The organism is uncultured Bacteroides sp. (assembly GCF_910578895.1).
GTDB lineage: Bacteria > Bacteroidota > Bacteroidia > Bacteroidales > Bacteroidaceae > Bacteroides.
The window spans coordinates 1-19,489 of record NZ_CAJTSC010000026.1 but is presented as its reverse complement, the minus strand read 5'-3'; the positions used below and the strand labels follow the sequence as shown (position 1 = coordinate 19,489).

Annotated in this window: 13 protein-coding genes; 9 read left to right on the top strand and 4 right to left on the bottom strand. The window is 45.9% G+C overall.

Features of this window, described 5'->3' with window-relative positions; translation table 11 throughout:
* Window positions 1-12 precede the first annotated feature (12 nt).
* Window positions 13-1,311, bottom strand: coding sequence for a phenylacetate--CoA ligase family protein (locus QZ327_RS08255; protein WP_294618602.1), 1,299 nt, complete (start codon window positions 1,309-1,311; stop codon window positions 13-15).
* A 716-nt stretch (window positions 1,312-2,027) separates the two neighbouring features.
* Here QZ327_RS08255 and QZ327_RS08250 point away from each other — a divergent pair.
* The 4 genes from QZ327_RS08250 (at window position 2,028) to QZ327_RS08235 (ending at window position 10,695) form a co-directional block, all read left to right on the top strand.
* On the top strand, window positions 2,028-2,219 hold the full coding sequence (locus QZ327_RS08250; protein ID WP_294618601.1) for a hypothetical protein: 192 nt from the start codon (window positions 2,028-2,030) through the stop codon (window positions 2,217-2,219).
* A complete protein-coding gene (uvrB, locus tag QZ327_RS08245) occupies window positions 2,212-4,272 on the top strand; it encodes an excinuclease ABC subunit UvrB (protein ID WP_294618600.1) in 2,061 nt (686 codons plus the stop codon). The genes QZ327_RS08250 and uvrB overlap by 8 nt, the downstream gene beginning before the upstream one ends.
* A gap of 88 nt (window positions 4,273-4,360) precedes the next feature.
* Entirely contained in the window at window positions 4,361-7,807 is a 3,447-nt protein-coding gene (locus QZ327_RS08240; RefSeq protein WP_294618599.1) for an exodeoxyribonuclease V subunit beta, read from the top strand.
* Window positions 7,804-10,695, top strand: coding sequence for a PD-(D/E)XK nuclease family protein (locus QZ327_RS08235; protein ID WP_294618598.1), 2,892 nt, complete (start codon window positions 7,804-7,806; stop codon window positions 10,693-10,695). Before QZ327_RS08240 ends, QZ327_RS08235 begins: the two co-directional genes overlap by 4 nt.
* An 8-nt stretch (window positions 10,696-10,703) precedes the next feature.
* On the opposite strand, the gene QZ327_RS08230 is transcribed toward QZ327_RS08235, so the two are convergent.
* Genes QZ327_RS08230 through QZ327_RS08220 form a run of 3 tightly spaced genes read right to left on the bottom strand, consistent with a single transcriptional unit; the run spans window position 10,704 to window position 12,915 of the window.
* Window positions 10,704-11,231, bottom strand: a complete 528-nt coding sequence (locus tag QZ327_RS08230; protein ID WP_294618597.1) for a ParB/RepB/Spo0J family partition protein — start codon at window positions 11,229-11,231, stop codon at window positions 10,704-10,706.
* On the bottom strand, window positions 11,228-12,517 hold the full coding sequence (locus QZ327_RS08225; RefSeq protein WP_294618596.1) for a DUF3440 domain-containing protein: 1,290 nt from the start codon (window positions 12,515-12,517) through the stop codon (window positions 11,228-11,230). Before QZ327_RS08225 ends, QZ327_RS08230 begins: the two co-directional genes overlap by 4 nt.
* A 2-nt stretch (window positions 12,518-12,519) precedes the next feature.
* Entirely contained in the window at window positions 12,520-12,915 is a 396-nt protein-coding gene (locus QZ327_RS08220; protein ID WP_294618595.1) for a hypothetical protein, read from the bottom strand.
* 393 nt (window positions 12,916-13,308) lie between these two features.
* Between QZ327_RS08220 and QZ327_RS08215 the strand changes: the two genes are divergently transcribed.
* From QZ327_RS08215 to QZ327_RS08195, 5 genes are all read left to right on the top strand, one after another.
* Window positions 13,309-15,069, top strand: a complete 1,761-nt coding sequence (locus tag QZ327_RS08215) for a hypothetical protein (RefSeq protein WP_294618594.1) — start codon at window positions 13,309-13,311, stop codon at window positions 15,067-15,069.
* A gap of 14 nt (window positions 15,070-15,083) precedes the next feature.
* Complete coding sequence (locus QZ327_RS08210; RefSeq protein ID WP_366143349.1) at window positions 15,084-16,658, top strand: DUF5723 family protein; 1,575 nt, start codon at window positions 15,084-15,086, stop codon at window positions 16,656-16,658.
* A 25-nt stretch (window positions 16,659-16,683) separates the two neighbouring features.
* Window positions 16,684-18,120 (top strand): DUF3868 domain-containing protein, encoded by a 1,437-nt coding sequence (locus tag QZ327_RS08205; RefSeq protein ID WP_294618592.1) that lies wholly within the window; start codon window positions 16,684-16,686, stop codon window positions 18,118-18,120.
* 92 nt (window positions 18,121-18,212) lie between these two features.
* Complete coding sequence (locus tag QZ327_RS08200; RefSeq protein ID WP_294618591.1) at window positions 18,213-18,764, top strand: chromate transporter; 552 nt, start codon at window positions 18,213-18,215, stop codon at window positions 18,762-18,764.
* Complete coding sequence (locus QZ327_RS08195; protein WP_294618590.1) at window positions 18,761-19,285, top strand: chromate transporter; 525 nt, start codon at window positions 18,761-18,763, stop codon at window positions 19,283-19,285. Before QZ327_RS08200 ends, QZ327_RS08195 begins: the two co-directional genes overlap by 4 nt.
* Window positions 19,286-19,489: the final 204 nt, after the last annotated feature.

Genomic DNA, 19,489 nt, shown 5'->3' with positions numbered 1-19,489 from the left:
TTATTAGTCGATTTACAATTTACGATTATCAATTACGCGCTTCGCCTTGCCTACGCTGCGTTCAATGCTGCGCGGCTCTACCAAGCGGACATCCACTCCCAAGCCCAATACGCTTTGTAGACGTGCGGTAAGTTTTTTCTTCAAAGCCAGCATTTTATTGATTTCATCCGAATAATATTCCGGACGGACTTCCACTTGCAGTTCCATAGTATCCGTATTGTTCTTACGGTCGACAAGTAACAGATAATGCGGCTCGAACTCCGGCATTTCAAGAATAACGGATTCGATTTGTGTGGGGAATACATTCACGCCACGTATGATAAGCATGTCGTCGCTACGTCCGAGAATGCGGTCCATACGCACCAATGTGCGTCCGCAGGGACATTTGTCATAATGCAAGGCGGTAAGGTCTTTGGTACGGTAGCGCAGCAACGGCATGCCTTCCTTAGTCAGGTGGGTAAACACCAGTTCGCCCGTCTCGCCCGGCGCAACCGGCTCAAGTGTATTCGGATCTACTATTTCCGGGAAATAATGGTCTTCATTGAGGTGCGTTCCGTGCTGACACTCGCATTCGTATCCTACGCCAGGACCTGCTATCTCACTCAGCCCGTAAATGTCATACGCCTTTATTCCCAACTTCGCCTCAATGTCACGGCGCATATTTTCCGTCCACGGTTCCGCACCGAATGCACCGAATTTCAACTTGAACTCCTCGCGCGGAAAACCGGAATCCTTAACGGCATCTGCCAGATACAACGCATAAGAAGGCGTGCAGCAAAGCACCGTCGAACCGAAGTCGTGCATCAACGTAATCTGCTTCTCCGTATTGCCGCTGGACATGGGAATGACGGAAGCGCCTATATTCTCGGCACCGGCATGAGCACCCAGCCCGCCGGTAAAGAGCCCGTAGCCGTATGATATCTGGAAAATGTCCGAACTGCCGGCACCGTATGCCGTAAAGGCACGCGACAGGCATTCCGACCAAGCCGAGAGGTCTTTGCGCGTATATCCTACTACGGTAGGTTTGCCGGTAGTACCGGAAGATGCGTGGATACGGACTATCTGGCTCATGGGAACGGCACAAAGCCCGAAAGGATAATTATCCCGAAGATCGTATTTGGTGGTAAAAGGAAGTTTTACGATATCATCGATACTGTTGATATCATCGGGAGTGATTCCCAGTTCCTGCATTTTCCTGCGGTAGAAAGGAGTGTCATGATATACACGCTCCACTGTCTTTTTAAGACGAATGCCCTGGATTTTACGAAGGCTTTCGCGGTCCATACATTCGATGCTCTCATTCCAAATCATGTTTTGTTGTATTACATTAATGGTTATTATTAATTTGATAGTGCAAAGATATGTTTTACTTACTGATTTACAAATTTTCATTCCCAAAAACTTCAATATTCTCAACCGTCCCAATGAATAGTGCTATATACTTACAAAACAATCAATCTGCAAGTGCATCCAACAATGGCTCAACGAATGAAGTCCATTCAGCCAGGGACTGAAAGGCTTTGAGCCAGGAGCTGAATGCCTTTTACTCCCTGACTCATCGTCAACCTCTCCAGAACACATTCTGAAGGGGGTATGAAGAAAGAGGAGATCGTAATAATATTCTTAAACATTCAGTTCAAGAACTTTACGCGTGTCTAAATCGTAAAGGATTGTCAAGGGATTATCTTTCACCGCTAAAAAACAGGTTTTTGAACGCTTGAAGAACCAATAGCGGTACAAAAAGGGGAAAATGAGCCGTCAAACGCTGTTTTTCATCTGTCAGCGAGAGATTTTACGGGAATTTCATTACCTTTGTATTTGGATTGAGGCAACTCTATCCCACACATACGAAAAAAAACAAGAAGCGGTATGCCCTCTTGTAAGTAGGCAACGTAGGAAGACTTTTCGGCAAGGCAACTGAGTTCGCCCGAAGTTGCAACTGCGTTTTTGAATCGTGATAAATGACTATGGATTGTATTTCTAAACGTATCGAAAAAATAGCTGATAAAAAAGCTTTTTTAGTATTCTTGGACGAACTGAATAGCAGTTTCCTAACAAATTCCGAGGAATGGGAAAACAGGACGATAGGCGAGTTTCTCAATGCCATGCAATCGTGGATAGAGGATTATTCTTCATCTGAGTTTAATGATATTGATTGGGGACAGGTTGATTATTCGTTGCTTGCAAAGATTCTATATATGGGAAAGATATATGAATAAGTTCGAGTTAACATCCGCCTATCGCCCTACCGGCGACCAGCCGGAAGCCATCGCACAGCTCACCGAAGGCGTGCGCGAGGGAGTTCCCGCACAGACCTTGTTAGGTGTGACAGGCTCCGGGAAAACGTTCACCATCGCCAACGTCATAGCCAACATCAACAAACCCACTCTCATATTAAGCCATAACAAGACGCTGGCGGCACAGCTATACAGCGAGTTCAAAGGATTTTTCCCGAACAACGCGGTGGAGTATTACGTATCCTATTATGATTATTACCAGCCCGAAGCCTACCTGCCCTCTTCGGACACCTATATAGAGAAAGATCTCGCCATCAACGACGAGATAGACAAGTTGCGGCTTGCCGCCACATCCGCCCTGCTTTCCGGACGAAAAGATGTGATAGTGGTGTCTTCCGTATCGTGCATCTACGGTATGGGGAACCCGGCGGATTTCTACAATAACGTAATCGAAGTGCAGCAAGGGAAGATTTACAGCCGTAACGTATTCCTGCGACGCCTTGTAGACAGCCTGTATGTCCGTAACGATATTGATCTGAACCGCGGCAACTTCCGTGTGAAAGGCGATACCGTGGATATCTATCTCGCATACGCCGACAACCTGCTGCGGATAGTCTTTTGGGGTGACGAAGTGGACAGTATCGAAGAGGTGGATCCTATAAACGGTGTCACAATCGCCCGGTTCGATGCCTACAAGATATATCCCGCCAACCTTTTCATGACCACCAAAGAAGCCACCTTGCGCGCCATCCATGACATAGAGGACGATTTGCACAAGCAAGTGCAGTGGTTCGAAAGCGAGGGACGCCCCTTTGAAGCCAAACGTCTACAGGAACGCGTCACCTACGATATGGAAATGTTACGCGAATTGGGTCACTGCTCGGGTATCGAGAACTATTCGCGCTATTTTGACGGACGCGCGGCAGGTACACGTCCTTACTGCCTGTTGGACTTTTTTCCTGATGATTTCCTTATCGTCATTGACGAAAGCCATGTCAGCGTTCCGCAGATACGTGCCATGTATGGCGGCGACCGTGCCCGGAAAACAAACCTGGTAGAATACGGTTTCCGGCTTCCCGCCGCAATGGACAACCGCCCGCTGAAGTTTGAAGAGTTCGAATCTATGGCAAAGCAGGTGATATACGTCAGTGCCACTCCTGCCGACTATGAGTTGGTACAATCCGAAGGTATTGTCGTGGAGCAGGTAATCCGCCCCACCGGTCTGCTGGACCCCATTATCGAAGTGCGCTCCAGCCACAACCAGATAGACGACTTGATGGAAGAGATACAATTGCGCATCGAACGCAACGAACGGACGCTCGTCACCACTCTGACCAAACGTATGGCGGAAGAGTTGACGGAATACCTGCTCAATAACAGTGTAAGCTGTAATTATATCCACAGTGATGTGGATACACTGGAACGGGTAAAAATCATGAGCGACCTGCGCGAAGGAACATACGACGTACTTGTCGGAGTCAATCTTTTACGCGAAGGGCTGGACTTGCCGGAAGTCTCTCTTGTAGCTATTCTGGATGCGGACAAGGAGGGCTTTCTCCGCTCCCACCGCTCATTGACGCAGACTGCCGGACGTGCCGCCCGTAACGTCAACGGGATGGTTATCATGTATGCCGACAAAATAACGGAAAGCATGCAGCTCACCATTGACGAGACCAACCGCCGACGCGAAAAACAATTGAAGTATAATGAAACGCACGGCATCACTCCGCAACAAATCAAGAAAGCAAAGAACCTCAATGTATTTGCCGGTACGGAAGGATTTGCCGAAAACGGAGCCGGCAAAGACAAGCCTTCCGCAACAGCACCCCGCCCATATATGGAACAAGAGAGCGGTACCATGCTCGCCGCAGACCCGATTGTACAGTACATGAGCCGTACGCAGCTTGAAAAGAGTATCGAACGTACCAAGAAACTGATGCAGGAAGCTGCCAAGCGGCTTGATTTTATCGAAGCGGCGCAATACCGTGACGAGGTGTTGAAAATGGAAGATTTGCTGAAAGAAAAGGCAGAATGAAAATCCATGCCTGTTTTTCATAACATTACACAGCCTTTCTCATGATTTTTACCTATGTTTGTAATCAAACTTCAAAGTTGCAATCTACATGGAACTATTAGTATATAAAGCCTCAGCCGGTTCGGGAAAGACCTTCACACTGGCAGTGGAATATATCAAACTTCTGATTCTCAATCCTCGTGCCTATCGTCAGATACTTGCCGTGACCTTTACCAACAAAGCCACGGCAGAAATGAAGGAACGTATCCTGACACAACTTTACGGCATCTGGAAGAAAGATCCCGCATCGGATGCCTACCTGAAACGTATCAAAGAGGACTTGCAAACTGCAAACCACCGGCAGGAAACATACCGTAAAGAGAATGAAGAAGGAAGCCCGGCGGACAAAACGGACGGGAAAGCAGTTTCTTTTTCCGATGAAGAGTTACGCCGACGTGCCGGAATGGCATTGCAATACATGCTACACGACTACAGCCGCTTCCGTGTGGAGACAATCGACTCGTTTTTCCAATCCGTCATGCGCAACCTTGCCCGCGAACTGGAGCTTAGCCCCAACCTGAATATCGAGTTGAACAACACCGAAGTGCTGAGCGATGCCGTAGACAGCATGATTGAAAAACTGACTCCCACTTCACCCGTATTGGCTTGGTTGCTGGACTATATCAACGAACGCATTGCCGATGACAAACGCTGGAACGTATCGGGCGAAGTCAAGAGCTTCGGACGAAACATCTTCGATGAAAGTTATATAGAACGTGGCGAAGGGCTGCGATTTAAACTACGCTCTCCCGAAACAATAAAACTCTATCGCGACGTGCTTCGCGAAATGGAAACCGACGCACTGGAACAGATGAAAGGTTTCTACGACCAGTTTGAAGGCGAACTGGATGGTCATGCCCTTGTAGCCGAAGACCTGAAAGGTGGCGCACGAGGCATAGGCAGCTATTTCCGCAAATTGCGTGACGGACGGTTGACAGACAAAGACGTATTGAACGCAACCTTGCAAAACAGCCTGGCAGATGCCAAGAACTGGGCGACTAAAACGTCTTCGCGCAAGAATGAGATTATCCGCCTTGCCGAAACCAGCCTGATATCCTTATTGCAGGACGCGGAAAGGCTTCGCCCACAGAAAAACCGCACGATAAACAGTTGCCGTCTCTCGTTGCAACACCTCAACAAGTTGCAACTGCTCAACCACATTGATGAAGAAGTGCGTACGTTGAACCGGGAGCATAACCGCTTCCTGCTATCCGACACCAATGCACTGCTGCATAAACTGGTGCGCGAAGGCGACTCCTCTTTCGTGTTCGAGAAAATAGGCGCCAATATCCGTAACGTGATGATAGACGAGTTTCAGGACACAAGCCGCATGCAATGGGATAACTTCCGGTTGCTGCTGCTCGAAGGGCTTTCGCAAGGAGCGGACAGCTTGATTGTGGGCGATGTGAAACAGTCCATTTATCGCTGGCGAAACGGTGATTGGGGCATATTGAACGGGTTGGGAAACTCACAACCTAAAGTTGAACATTATGATAATAGTGTAGAACTTTACAATCATAGTGTTCAACTTCCCTTTCCTTATCCCGTACGCGTGGAAACATTAAAGGTAAACCGCCGAAGCGAGACGAATGTCATCAACTTCAACAACCGCCTGTTTGCCGCAGCGGTAGACTATCTGAACACCTTGCATCTGGAAGAGTTGAAAGAGGAATGCTTTCCTTTAAAGCGCGCCTACGCCGATGTAGCCCAAGAGTCTCCCAAGACAGAAAGCAAGGGGTATGTCAAGGTCTCTTTCATAGAGCCTAACGAGGAGCAGAACTATACCGGGAAAACCTTGTCGGCTTTAGGTGAAGAAGTGCAAAGGCTGCTCTCGGAAGGCGTGCGGCTGAATGATATCACCATTCTTGTACGCAAAAACAAGAACATACCACCCATTGCGGATTATTTCGACAAAGAGCTTCATCTGCCGGTCGTATCGGACGAAGCGTTCCGCCTTGATGCCTCGCTTGCCGTCTGCATGCTGATAGACGCCTTGCGCTATCTGTCGAATCCGGAAGAAAAGATAGCCAGGGCATCGTTAATCACCAATTACAGATTACAAATCACAGACAAAAAAGAAGCGGAAAAGACAGTAGAAGATGCAAGTAATCTTCGGGAAGAAGAATATGCCGTAGGAGCAAATGGAAACCACCCGGAAGAGAACCTTACAAAGCCTGCGGACTGGCACGGGCTACTGACTGCCGATGTGGCGACAGCACTCCCGGCTACATTCGTATCCCGTATGGACGAACTGCGCCTAATGCCCTTGTACGAACTGCTGGAAGAATTGTTCACGCTGTTCGATATGGGCAGCATCGAGAAACAGGATGCCTACCTGTTCTCTTTCTTCGATGCAGTGACGGAGTACTTGCAAAACAACTCTTCCGACCTTGATGCTTTTATCCGCTATTGGGACGAGACACTCTGTTCCAAAACAATCCCCAGTGGAGAAATGGACGGCATACGTATCTTTTCCATTCACAAATCCAAAGGATTGGAGTTTCACACGGTACTCATTCCTTTCTGCGATTGGAAGTTAGAGAATGAGACGCACAACCAGTTGGTGTGGTGCACCGCCCCCCAATCGCCGTACAACGCGATAGACCTTGTACCCGTCAACTACTCTTCCACGATGGCAGAATCCGTCTATCGGCAAGACTACCTGAACGAACGGTTGCAGCTATGGGTAGACAACCTGAACCTGCTGTATGTAGCATTTACCCGTGCCGGGAAAAACCTTATCCTGTGGAGCAAAAAAGGACAGAAAGGAACGATGTCCGAACTTCTCTCCGCCGCCCTGCCCCACGTGGTAAAAACAGGAGAAGGCAGTTGGGACGAAGAAGGTAACCTCTACGAAAACGGAACGGTATATCCATCGGAAAAAGATGGTCCTCAAAGCGTCCGGAATGATAAAAACCAAGTGCCGAACAAGCTTGCACAGAAACCCGTCAAACTTCCGGTACACATGGAGAGTATGCGCCACGATATTGAGTTCAGACAGTCAAACCGTTCCGCCGACTTCATTGCCGGAGTGGACGAAGCCGAGTCGAACCGGCGTTTCATCAACCGGGGACGTCTGTTGCACACACTTTTCTCTGCTATCGAAACGGAAGCGGACATTGACGATGCCATCAGCCGGTTGGTGTTCGAAGGAATTATCGGACGTGCCGAAACCGAAGAAGAGATAAGAGAGCTTACCCGCAAAGCATTCGCACTGCCGCAGATAAAAGACTGGTATTCGGGAACCTGGCAGTTATTCAACGAGTGCGACATTATCTGGCAGGAGAACGGAGAGTTACGCAATCGCCGTCCCGACCGTGTGATGATGCGGAACGGCGTAATTGTAGTTGTAGACTTCAAGTTCGGCAAGCCTAATAAAAAATACAACAAACAGGTACAAGGATACATAGAATTGCTTATCCGCATGGGATATGATGCCACTGCCATCAGCGGATATCTGTGGTATGTAGAAGAAGAAATAATAGAGAAAGTATGAAAACATTCCTCCAATTAGTAGCCAAAGATTTATACTCCAAGATAGGAAACGACCTGTCGCGCACAGCCATCGTATTCCCCAACAAACGTGCAAGCCTGTTTTTCAATGAATACCTGGCAGCAGAGAGCGACCGCCCGTTATGGTCGCCCGCATACGTCAATATCAGCGAACTATTCCGCCAACTTTCACCCTTGAAACCGGGCGACCCTATCCGCCTGGTGTGCGAACTGTATAAAGTGTTCCGTGAAGAGAGGCATAGCGAGGAACCTTTGGACGATTTCTATTTTTGGGGAGAACTGCTCATCAGCGATTTTGATGATGTAGACAAAAACCTTGTGGATGCCGACAAGCTATTCAGTAACCTGCAGGACTTGAAAAACATCATGGACGACTACGACTTTCTCGACAAAGAACAGGAAGAAGCCATACAACAGTTTTTCCAAAACTTCTCCATCGACAAGCGTACGCAACTGAAAGAGAAGTTTATCTCCCTGTGGGATAAGTTGGGCGACATCTACAGACACTACCGGAAGCGCCTTTCGGAAGTGGGAGTTGCATACGAAGGCATGATGTACCGCCATGTCATTGAAGAACTTGATACGGACCGGCTGCGCTATGACCGCTACGTATTTGTCGGTTTCAACGTACTGAATAAAGTGGAAACCCGCTTCTTCCAACTTCTACAAGATGCGGGTAAAGCCATGTTCTACTGGGATTATGATATATTCTATACCCGCCTGCCCCATACGCAGCAGCCACCCTACGTGCATGAAGCGGGCGAATTCATCCTGCGCAATTTAAAGTTATTTCCCAACCAACTGCCCGAAACGGCTTTCGACGTTCTGCGGCATCCCAAGAAAGTGCGTTTCATATCCGCCCCTACGGAGAATGCGCAAGCCCGCTACCTGCCCCAATGGGTACGTACGGTTATGAAAAACGATACTGAAACAAGCAAGGAGAAGGAAAATGCCATCGTACTGTGCAACGAAGCGTTGCTGCTGCCTGTGCTGCACTCCATTCCTTCCGAAGTGGAGAACGTCAATATAACCATGGGATTTCCATTGGCGCAGACACCCGTATACAGTTATATCAATGCCCTTATGGAGTTGCAGACCTCCGGTTACCGCAAAGATACGGGACGCTATACATACGAAGCGGTACTTGCCGTATTGAAGCATCCCTATACCCGGCAACTGTCTGCCGTTGCGGAAGATCTGGAGAGACAGCTTACCAAAGACAACCGTTTCTACCCTCTCCCGTCGGAACTTAAGAGAGACGCCTTTCTTGAACAGATATTCGCCCCGCAGAACGGCATTGCCGCTATCTGCCGTTATCTTACCGAACTGCTGCGCGAAGTGGCAGTCATCTACCGCCAGGAGAAAGATGAAGAAGATATCTTCAACCAATTATATAGAGAATCGCTCTTCAAAAGCTATACCCTTGTCAACCGCCTGCTCAGCCTGATAGAAAGTGACGGGCTGAGCCTGCAAACGGATACGCTGAACCGTCTGATGAACCGCCTGCTCACATCGACCAATATCCCCTTTCACGGCGAACCTGCTATCGGCATGCAAGTAATGGGAGTATTGGAAACGCGTAATCTCGATTTCCGTAACCTCGTCATGCTATCGCTCAACGAAGGCCAGCTTCCCAAAGCCGGTGGTGACTCATCATTCATCCCCTACAACCTGCGAAAAGCATTCGGCATGACTACCATCGAGCACAAGAATTCCGTATATGCCTATTATTTCTATCGTCTTATACAGCGTGCAGAGAACGTCACTTTACTATACAATACAGCGTCCGACGGATTGAATCGAGGTGAAATGTCGCGCTTCATGCTCCAATTCCTTGTAGAATCTCCACATGATATCTTACGCGAATACCTGGAAGCAGGACAATCTCCCCAACACAGCTTCGAGATAGAAATCAGGAAGACGGATAAGATACTGCAACGGATGTACAACGCATACGACATCCGGCGGCATCCTAACGCGCTCTTTTCGCCTTCGGCACTCAACACTTATCTTGACTGCCGGCTCAAATTCTATTACCGTTACGTTGCCGGACTGAAAGTTCCCGATGAGGTAAGCGCAGAAATAGACTCTGCCCTGTTCGGAACCATCTTTCACCGTTCCGCCGAACTGGTATATCAAGACCTCACCGCCAACGGAAAAGAGATACGCAAGGAAGACCTGGAACAGTTGCTCCGCAACGATGCAGCATTGCAGACATACGTAGACACCGCTTTCAAAGAAAAGTTTTTCCATGTGCCTGCCGGCGAACAGCCGGAGTACAACGGCACACAACTTATTCACTCCAAAGTCATTGCATCCTATCTGCGGCAACTGCTCCGCAACGATTTGCAGTATGCCCCTTTCCGGATGGAAGCAATGGAACAGAAAGTGACAGAGACCATAGAAGTAGACACTCCTATGGGAATACTCCCCCTGAACATCGGCGGAACCATAGACCGCATGGACAGCAAGGAAGACACCCTGCGCATTGTGGACTACAAGACGGGCGGTACGCCCAAAACTCCCGAAAACATAGAACAGTTGTTCACTCCTGCCGACAACCGGCCAAGCTATATTTTCCAGACTTTCCTGTACGCTGCCATCATGTGCCGCAAGCAAGCTCTGAAAGTAGCTCCATCCCTGCTGTATATCCACCGTGCAGCATCCGATAGTTACTCGCCCGTTATCGAAATGGGCGCACCGCGCCAGCCTAAAGTGCCGGTCTATAATTTTGCATTTTACGAAGATGATTTTCGCGAACGGCTATTGGCACTTCTGCAAGAAATATACAATCCGGAAATTCCCTTCACACAAACGGAAGATACAAAAAAATGCGAGTACTGCGACTTTAAGAGATTATGTAAAAGATAAAGGACATGTCAAGAAATGTATTCCGGTTGATTATCGGGGATACTGAAATCCTTATTGGCAAACAAGTCTGCCAAGCCCGAAATCTGCTTTAAACGAAGCAGTTCGTCGCGGTCCATTCCTATGTTTTTCATAATCCACTGATCGGACATACCGGCATGGTCCAATTCGGCGACAATGTGGCACATCAACTCGATGTTGTGTGATCCGCGCGCACGGTTATGACGGATAGTGGACGCCATCCGGTTGGACAGTTCCTTGTCAATCACGACAACCGGCAACAAACCGTTTTCACGCTGATAAATCCGCCGGGAAGTCTTCAGGACCTGATAACGGTGATACCCGTCTACTAAAATGTAATTATCTTTCTCCCGGTCGTAATAACAGACACAGGGCATTGTAAAACCATCTTCCCAAATGGACAATTCCAATAATTTCATCTCGGGCGGCGCCACCACATTAGGATTGTAATCATTGGCTTGTATCTTTTCTACAGGTACTGCCTTTACATTGTATACCGGACTTTTATCTACACTCATAACATCATATTTTTGAATTGTTCCATTATTTTATCTCGTTTGTATATCTCCTCCTTAGTCAGGGCAAAGCCCATGTACTTGCAGGCGTGATCATTCTTCAGGATGCAAATGCACATACGCTTATAAGTAGGTATTTCCCTGAACTCCGCGATATCGATATCATCCAGGTAATCCATGCGGACAGGTTTCTTGCTTGTCTTGTAATTGGTATGGTTCATCACTTCGATGGAAACACCTGCATCCTGTAGTTTTTTTATGGTATCATCACTGAGGCATCCCCCTTTTGTCCGCCAGAACTCAATACTGACCGTAAGCTTTTTCAGATAATTACGCCGGGTATCTTCGGGCAAAGTGGAAAGCAGGAATTGCATAAAACCTTTCCACGTATATCCTTTAGGAATGCGTACGCTTTGCCATCCCATAGCATGCGTACCGCCATAGATACCTGTGAAATTCACTCCATTGACACGGCCTATCATCTTTCCCCAAGTATTGGGGTCTATCACCTTATATAATGCCAGGCTCTCTTGTGCTTCGCAAAGAAACGGGCTTGCCACACGCTGGCGTTCAATATTGACCCCTGCCTTATAATACAAATCGTATAAATAGTTATAGTCGAAACCAAACTTACCGTTAGCAGTCCAGATGTCCGTTGTTTTCCAGTCATAGATAGGATAAGCATTGAATATGTCATTGCCTATTTTGGAAGTCCACTTGTAGTTATGGTACATCTGATATTTACGGCTTAAATGAATGCTGCGCCAGCGGTTGAAACTCTCTTGCGTACGGATACCTATGAGGAAACAGGTACGCACCGCATCTTTTCGCAAATGCAACCATTTGGCAAAGTGCATCTGAAACTCGTAATCCCACATATTCTCCGTATAGAAAGGGAAAGATTCTTTCGTATGAGCCCCTGCAGGCATCTGGCGTACCCAAAGTTCTTTCATGCCCTCGTCCCACGGACGCCAATAACTCTGATACATGGATGTGCAGGTAGTGACTTTGAAAGGAACACATACCCGATAGACTTCCAGAATGTCCTTATTGGCTTTCAATATACGGTCTACATAATCTATGGTTACAGTATATTGTATCTCATAATCCATGTGAAACACACACAGCTTCCGCTTGAGGTTATTACGCCGGATGTAGTCTATGCACAAATTCAGCAATACGCCACTGTCCTTCCCACCGGAAAACGATATGCATATCGTATCAAAATCTCTGAATATCAAATCCAGACGTTCCTGTGCCAGTTCGTATACATTTTTAGATACAGCCATACTCATCTGTCTTTTTTCATTTTCACATAGCGAGTCCAGACTTTTTCCTCAGAAAAGCCCAATTCCTTAAAAAGAGAACAATGCTCCACAAAAGTAACCGAAGTCAATTCCTTGCTTTCGGTGGTTTCCGATATGACTTTCTCTAACAATAATTTCAGTGTGTCTTCATTATTACCTTTCACGTAATAATTATTAATGACACACTCCCTTTTCTTTTCTTCTACCGGTATAAAACCAGTGACTTGCTTATTATCTACTGCCACAAACCAGACAAAATTTTCTGATGTGCGAAACGGATAGTTATAATTCTGCTTTAAGACATCGGGATTCATCACCAATGGCGCCACAAGTTCATAAAGCCGTTTGTCTGTTCCCTGTAATTGAATAATTTGTATCATCCAGTATTAGCGGTGTTTTAATTTTGTAATATATGAAAGTGCTCAAAGATATATATTAAACCTTATGCCCTAAGTACTTTTTAAACAGTTTTAAGAATTAAGACGCCATCTGCAGAATTGGAGATTTACTTTGCGCACCTGCCATAGGAGTATGACGGGCTACATATAATAAGGATAAAAAGCAGAAAATAAACCGGAAAGAGGTTAAAAAAGGAGCAAAACTCAAAAACTTTTTACTTAAAAACATCAATCGGTCTTTAGTTAATTAAATAAAATGCATATCTTTGCACCGTTTTTGGAAAGTGTTCTAAAACACTTCTAATCTGTTCTATTTTGCCATGTACTTAACAAACGACAAGCAACAAAATAATTACAATTATAAACAATAGAATTATGACGCTAAACACAAAAAGAAGACCGCTCATAGCAGCGGCCCTGTTATTGACATCGTTAGGAGTAACTACATCGTGCATCGATAACAGCTATGACTTAAACAAAGACATTGACATGACAATCAATGCTGGTGGCGAACATCTGGCAATCCCCGTAGGATATACGGAGAAAATAACGCTGGACAAAATCATCGAACTTGGTGAAGATGATGATCTGCAGATTGTTAATGGAGAATATCATCTGTTGAAATCGGACAATATTGACCCGAGCACGACAACAGTGGATCCTGTAAGTATAGATGCAACCGACAGTGATATCAATCAGATAGCCATTACAGAAGCCGCAGCATCACCTGTGGAAATAGAAATCGAGACAACTATCTCACAGAATGGCAGTATTAAGGCAGAAGCAAATAATGTAGACGAAGCTGTAAAAAAAATAGGTTCCATCACTGCCCAGAATCCGGTACCTCTCACAATTAAGATTGTGATAGAAGGTCAACGGGAATACAAAAGCATACAAGTGCCCGATTTGAAAATACAACTGCCTAAATTCCTGGTATTCGCCCAAAAGTATCCGGAAATAGATGATAACAACGTTTTATCGTTAAATTTGGACATTACTAAAGGAGACAATGCCAACATAGAATACAATTACAACATTACAGGTTACCGTTTTGCAGAAAAGGCCGGCGAACAAGGAGAAATATCTGTTAACGGCAAAAAAGCAGTCATCGAAGATAACGGCATCAAAGTGACAGGCAATTCTACAGTAACAGTTGCTGCCAATTCACAAGGTGAGTTATATATCAAACCGTCAATCAGCATAGGCACAATGTCTATCAAAAGCATTACAGGTGTTATACAGCCCACTATTGATGCAACGGCTTCCAACGTAAGCCTGGACAATCTTCCCGACTTCCTGCAAGATGATGCAACGGAACTGGACATAGCCAATCCCATATTCACATTTATAGCAAAAAATCCTTTGAATGCCCCTATCGTACTGAATGGCGAGATGTATGGCAGCAAGGATGGCGTCAAAATAGACAACTCTGTCGTGTATATAGGTGATGAAAAGAGCACGGACGGACAATCCATCATTCTGGCGCCTAACTCAACCACCACAATCGCACTTTCCCGTTTGGGGGCAGGCGGAAAAGAAGGAGCTGTAAACATTAAGGTATCGGACATCAACAACCTGATAAAGAAGATACCCGATGCTGTAGACGTGAAATTACAACCTGCGATAACCTACAACGAATATTATACTGTCGACTTAGGAGAATCATATACGATGGAAAGCAGCTATGACATCGATATCCCCCTGAGTTTCGGCAAAGACCTGAAAATCGTATACGAAGAGACCATTGACGGTTTTGATCTCGACCTTGAGGATATAGGCATTAAAAAAGTTGTTTTGTCGATAAACGCAGTCAACACCATTCCTTTGGCAATGGAGATAAAGAACGAGAATATCAGCGCACTGGATGTCAACGGAAACGTGATAAACGATATTGATGTGACCGTAGAAGGAAACATCACGGAAAGCAAAGACGGCAAAACCGAGACTTCAAGCCTGATTAATATCACCTTGAAGGAAACAACAGAAGGTGCCATCGGCAAGTTGGACGGTCTGAAACTGAAAGTTACGGCTATATCGGGACAAGCAACCGACGTTCAATTACTAAGTTCCCAATGGTTACAACTTAAAGACATGAAACTCAAAATCCCTAACGGTATCAAAGTGGATTTGAACTAAAAGAGACACATTTCATGCAATACAAACAAAAGATTCAACCATCATATATAATGAAACGAATGAAAACAAATATTTTAGCGATTATACTGTCCGGAGCAGTAACGGCACTGGCAACCGGTAACGTAATGGCACAGACGCAAAATAGCCGTTCAACTTATTTTCTGGAAGGAAGCACCTACCGCCACGAACTCAATCCCGCCTTTATGGGCGAACGCGGCTATGTAAGCCTTCCCGGATTGGGTAACCTCACCATCGGTGCACAAACCACAGGCGGCGTAGGCGACTTTATCTTCAAAAAAGCCAACGGAGATCTCACCATCTTCATGAACGAAGAGGTAGGCAGTGCCGAATTCCTGAAAGGACTGCCTAAAAGGCTGAAAGTTGGCGCCAACTTAGACGAAACAATACTTTCCTTAGGCTTCCATGCCTGGGGCGGCTTCAACACACTCGGCATTTCCGTAAAATCGAACACCAACTTCTCCATGCCCGATGAGTTTTTCAAATTCATGAAAAACGGAGTAGCCAGTGAAGCGGGAAGTAACTACAATGTGAAAAACCTGGATATCACATCTACCAACTATGCGGAAATCGCTCTCGGCCACGCACGCGAAATCAACGAACGTCTGACCGTGGGTGCTAAAGTAAAGGCACTTGTGGGGTTGGCAAAAGCAACCATGCACATTGACGAGCTGAATATCCTCGCCTCTCAAGACAAATGGACCATCACTCCGAAAAATGCCGAGCTCTATATGTCTGCCAAAGGTCTTATTGTGCCCACCAAAGGTGAAACCGGCAACTATCAGGAAAATGACTATATGCTGGATGCCAACGGAGACAGAACACAACAATTGAAAGAAGGTACCGACAAGCAGATTTCTTACGATGACCTGGACTTCGATACAGATAATCTCGGTCCTACAGGTTTCGGTATGGCAATTGACTTGGGAGCAACTTACAAGTTGAATGACGAATGGACATTTTCCGCTTCTTTGCTTGACCTCGGTTTCATTTCGTGGAAAAATACTACTAAAGGAACAATGAACAAAAACTTTACGTTCGATGGTTTTAGTGAAATCTCCATAAAAGACGATGAGACCAGCAATAACAAAAAACTGGATACCCAAATAGATGAATTGGTGGACGACCTGTCGGACTTGGCTAAATTCGATAAGGCAGGTGAATGTTTAAAACGTACGACTGCCCTTGCCGCCACGTTACACATAGGTGCCCAGTACACGTTGCCAGCCTACGACCGTCTGAATTTCGGTCTCCTCTCCACTACCCGTATGCAAGGCAAGCACTCATGGACAGAAGCGCGCGTTTCTGCCAACATCGCCCCGCTCTCTTGGTTTGAAGCATCGGTAAACTACGCTTTATCCAACTTCGGCTCCGATGCAGGTGTCATGTTGAACTTCCACCCGCGCGGTTTCAACTTCTTCATCGGTGCGGATGTTCCCATGTGCAAATACGAACCGGCTTATGGCGCTCCTATCAGCCGTGCTGCCGTTAACGTTAATCTGGGTATCAACTTCACATTCGGCCCCAAGCACAAGCGTAAATACAAAACGATAGAAACCCAATCACTTTAAATTCATCAACTAAAACAAGAAGAATATGAAAAAAATATATTGTCTGCTGTTTGCCTTGTTGCCATTGGCTGTATGGGCAGGTGAAGTAAAAGTCACCAAACCGGCATTGACTTTGAAGAACGATACGCTGACATTGGACTTCAAGTGGAACATGGAAGCCGTAAAAGTCAACAGTACACAGTCTTACGCTTTTACTCCGGTACTGTTTGCCGGAAAAAACTATAAAACTTTGCCGCCTGTTGTCGTTACCGGCAAGAGTAAGTTCAAAATGCGCCATAAAGACCGTAAACTTGCCAAAAAAGGCTATTACAAGGCACCCTACACTGTGCTTAAAGGCAAGCCTGCCAACCGTCAGAACCTGGTAAGCTACACCGTATGCCTGCCTTACGAAAAGTGGATGAGCCAGGCGGATATGTGGATTTTGCAGGAAGGAAGAAAAGACTGTTTGATAGATTTACCCGAAATACAAGTAATAGAACCGGTAGTTGTAGTGGAAAAAGAGCCATTGCCGCAGAAAGGTTCCATCTGCGAACCGTGCATGAGTATGGTATCTTACCTCACTCCGACGGAAGAACCGCTGAAAGTACGTTCGGAGCAGAACACTCTGTATATAGAATACGCAGTAGGCGGCACGGAATTCAAGGCAGACTTCAGAAACAACTCTGCCGAAATCCAAAAACTGAAAAAGACTCTGAACCCGCTGACCGAAGGCGATTTAGTGACTTTCAAGGCCATCAACGTATGTGGATATGCCTCTCCCGATGGTTCCGCCAAGACCAACGACCGCGTAGCTACAAAACGTGCCGACTCATTCGCCCTTTACTTGAGAGGAAGTTATAACTTCCCGGACAGCATACTGAACGTAACCTCTGCCGGTGAAGACTGGGACGGTCTCGTCAGGATGCTCGAAGCAGAAAAACCCGCATACGCGGACAAGGCATTGGAAATCATCAATAAGTACACCAACCTTGATGTGCGTGAGGCTAAACTGAAAGCAGGACTTGGTGCAGTTTCTTATCGTGCCATGATGAACGAGTACTACCCTCGCCTGCGCCGTCTGTCCATCGCCGTCGATTACGAAATACGCGAAGTACGAAACTCCGAAGCGGCAACATTGATTCATACGAATCCTAAAATGCTGAACTTGCAGGAAATGTATGGAGTAGCCAAAAATTTCCAACCGGGAACGAAAGAATACAAAGAGGTTTATGAAATAGCAGCCACAAGCTATCCTACAGATATCGTGGCAAATATCAATGCCGCCTCTGCCAATATCGTCTACGGCGATTTCGACCGTGCGGCGCAATATTTGGAAAGAGTGAAAGACGATCCTCGCGCATGGAACAACCTGGGCGTACTGGCATGGCTGTCAGGGAACGATGAAATAGCCAAAGAGTGGTTTACCAAAGCCCTGAGCATCGAACCGGAAAAGGCACAGAAGAACCTGAATAAGATTAAGTAACACATACTTAGATAACACGCGAAAGAGTTGCAATAACGGGATTTTCTCCCTATCTTGCAACTCTTTCAGCATATATAGATATAAGCAAGAAAATGAAATATTTTATCCTATTCCTTACATTTGCCAAAATAGGCATGTTCACTATCGGCGGCGGATATGCTATGATTCCTCTTATCGAGAGGGAAATTGTGGACAAGAAGTGGATGACTAAAGAGGATTTCATGGAAATGTTCGCATTGACCCAATCGCTACCGGGAGTATTTGCTGTAAACATATCCATCTTTGTAGGTTACAAGTTGTATAAAGTGAAAGGTAGCATTGTATGCGCCCTGGCCACCATACTTCCGTCTTTTATCATTATGATGCTGATAGCCATGTTTTTTGCACACTTTCAGGATAATCAGGTAATGATACGCATCTTTAACGGCATTCGTCCGGCGGTAGTTGCCCTGATTGTATTTCCCTGTATTTCCGCTACACGCGCCTTGAAATTGAAATACCGGCAATTGATGCTTCCTGCCATTGCTACATTACTTATATGGCAGTGCGGACTGTCTCCCGTATATATCGTACTGGCAGGAATTGCCAGCGGACTGGTTTATACATTATGGTTAAAAGATAAACTGACAAAACTTCAAGCATGATTTACTGGCAACTTATCTTAGTCTATCTGAAAATCGGAACGTTCGGATTCGGAGGCGGCTATGCCATGCTCTCACTAATCCAATATGAAGTGGTAGATCACTATCACTGGTTAACGCTCCAGCAATTCACCGATGTCATAGCCATCTCACAAATGACACCGGGACCAATCGGCATCAACAGTGCCACTTATGTCGGCTATGCCGTTACTCAAAGCGTATGGGGAGCGATAATAGCTACAACAGCAGTCTGCCTGCCTTCATTTATATTGGTACTGCTTATTTCCTATTTCTTCGTGAAATGCAGGGATAATAAATACATTAAGGCTGCCATGTCGGGATTACTGCCCATGTCCGTCTCACTGATTGCCGCAGCCGCCTTATCATTGATGAATAAAGAGAATTTCATAGATGGCAAAAGTATTCTGATTTTTACAGCCGCCTTCGGAGTAACTTGGAAATGGAATATACATCCTATCCTGCTGATAATACTTGCAGGAGTATCCGGATACATCTTATATTAAAATACTACATGAATTAGTCGCACGGATTATTAAAATTGGTCGCATATTATGCACATCATTTTTTAAAATATAGCAAAGGAAGAATATAAAAAAAAGCTCTAATTCCGTTAAGAATCAGAGCTTTTCATTATCTTGCTTTCTTGAGAAGCGGTGCGTACGGAAGATGAACCTTAGTTTTATTCTTCAAGTACTCAATATCTTAGC

Excerpts from the sequence above, each read along its gene's own strand:
- QZ327_RS08255 (WP_294618602.1), bottom strand. The coding sequence starts at position 1,311 with ATGATTTGGAATGAGAGCATCGAATGTATGGACCGCGAAAGCCTTCGT.
- uvrB (WP_294618600.1), top strand. The coding sequence starts at position 2,212 with ATGAATAAGTTCGAGTTAACATCCGCCTATCGCCCTACCGGCGACCAG.
- QZ327_RS08240 (WP_294618599.1), top strand. The coding sequence starts at position 4,361 with ATGGAACTATTAGTATATAAAGCCTCAGCCGGTTCGGGAAAGACCTTC.
- QZ327_RS08235 (WP_294618598.1), top strand. The coding sequence starts at position 7,804 with ATGAAAACATTCCTCCAATTAGTAGCCAAAGATTTATACTCCAAGATA.
- QZ327_RS08230 (WP_294618597.1), bottom strand. The coding sequence starts at position 11,231 with ATGAGTGTAGATAAAAGTCCGGTATACAATGTAAAGGCAGTACCTGTA.
- QZ327_RS08225 (WP_294618596.1), bottom strand. The coding sequence starts at position 12,517 with ATGGCTGTATCTAAAAATGTATACGAACTGGCACAGGAACGTCTGGAT.
- QZ327_RS08220 (WP_294618595.1), bottom strand. The coding sequence starts at position 12,915 with ATGATACAAATTATTCAATTACAGGGAACAGACAAACGGCTTTATGAA.
- QZ327_RS08215 (WP_294618594.1), top strand. The coding sequence starts at position 13,309 with ATGACGCTAAACACAAAAAGAAGACCGCTCATAGCAGCGGCCCTGTTA.
- QZ327_RS08210 (WP_366143349.1), top strand. The coding sequence starts at position 15,084 with ATGCAATACAAACAAAAGATTCAACCATCATATATAATGAAACGAATG.
- QZ327_RS08205 (WP_294618592.1), top strand. The coding sequence starts at position 16,684 with ATGAAAAAAATATATTGTCTGCTGTTTGCCTTGTTGCCATTGGCTGTA.
- QZ327_RS08200 (WP_294618591.1), top strand. The coding sequence starts at position 18,213 with ATGAAATATTTTATCCTATTCCTTACATTTGCCAAAATAGGCATGTTC.
- QZ327_RS08195 (WP_294618590.1), top strand. The coding sequence starts at position 18,761 with ATGATTTACTGGCAACTTATCTTAGTCTATCTGAAAATCGGAACGTTC.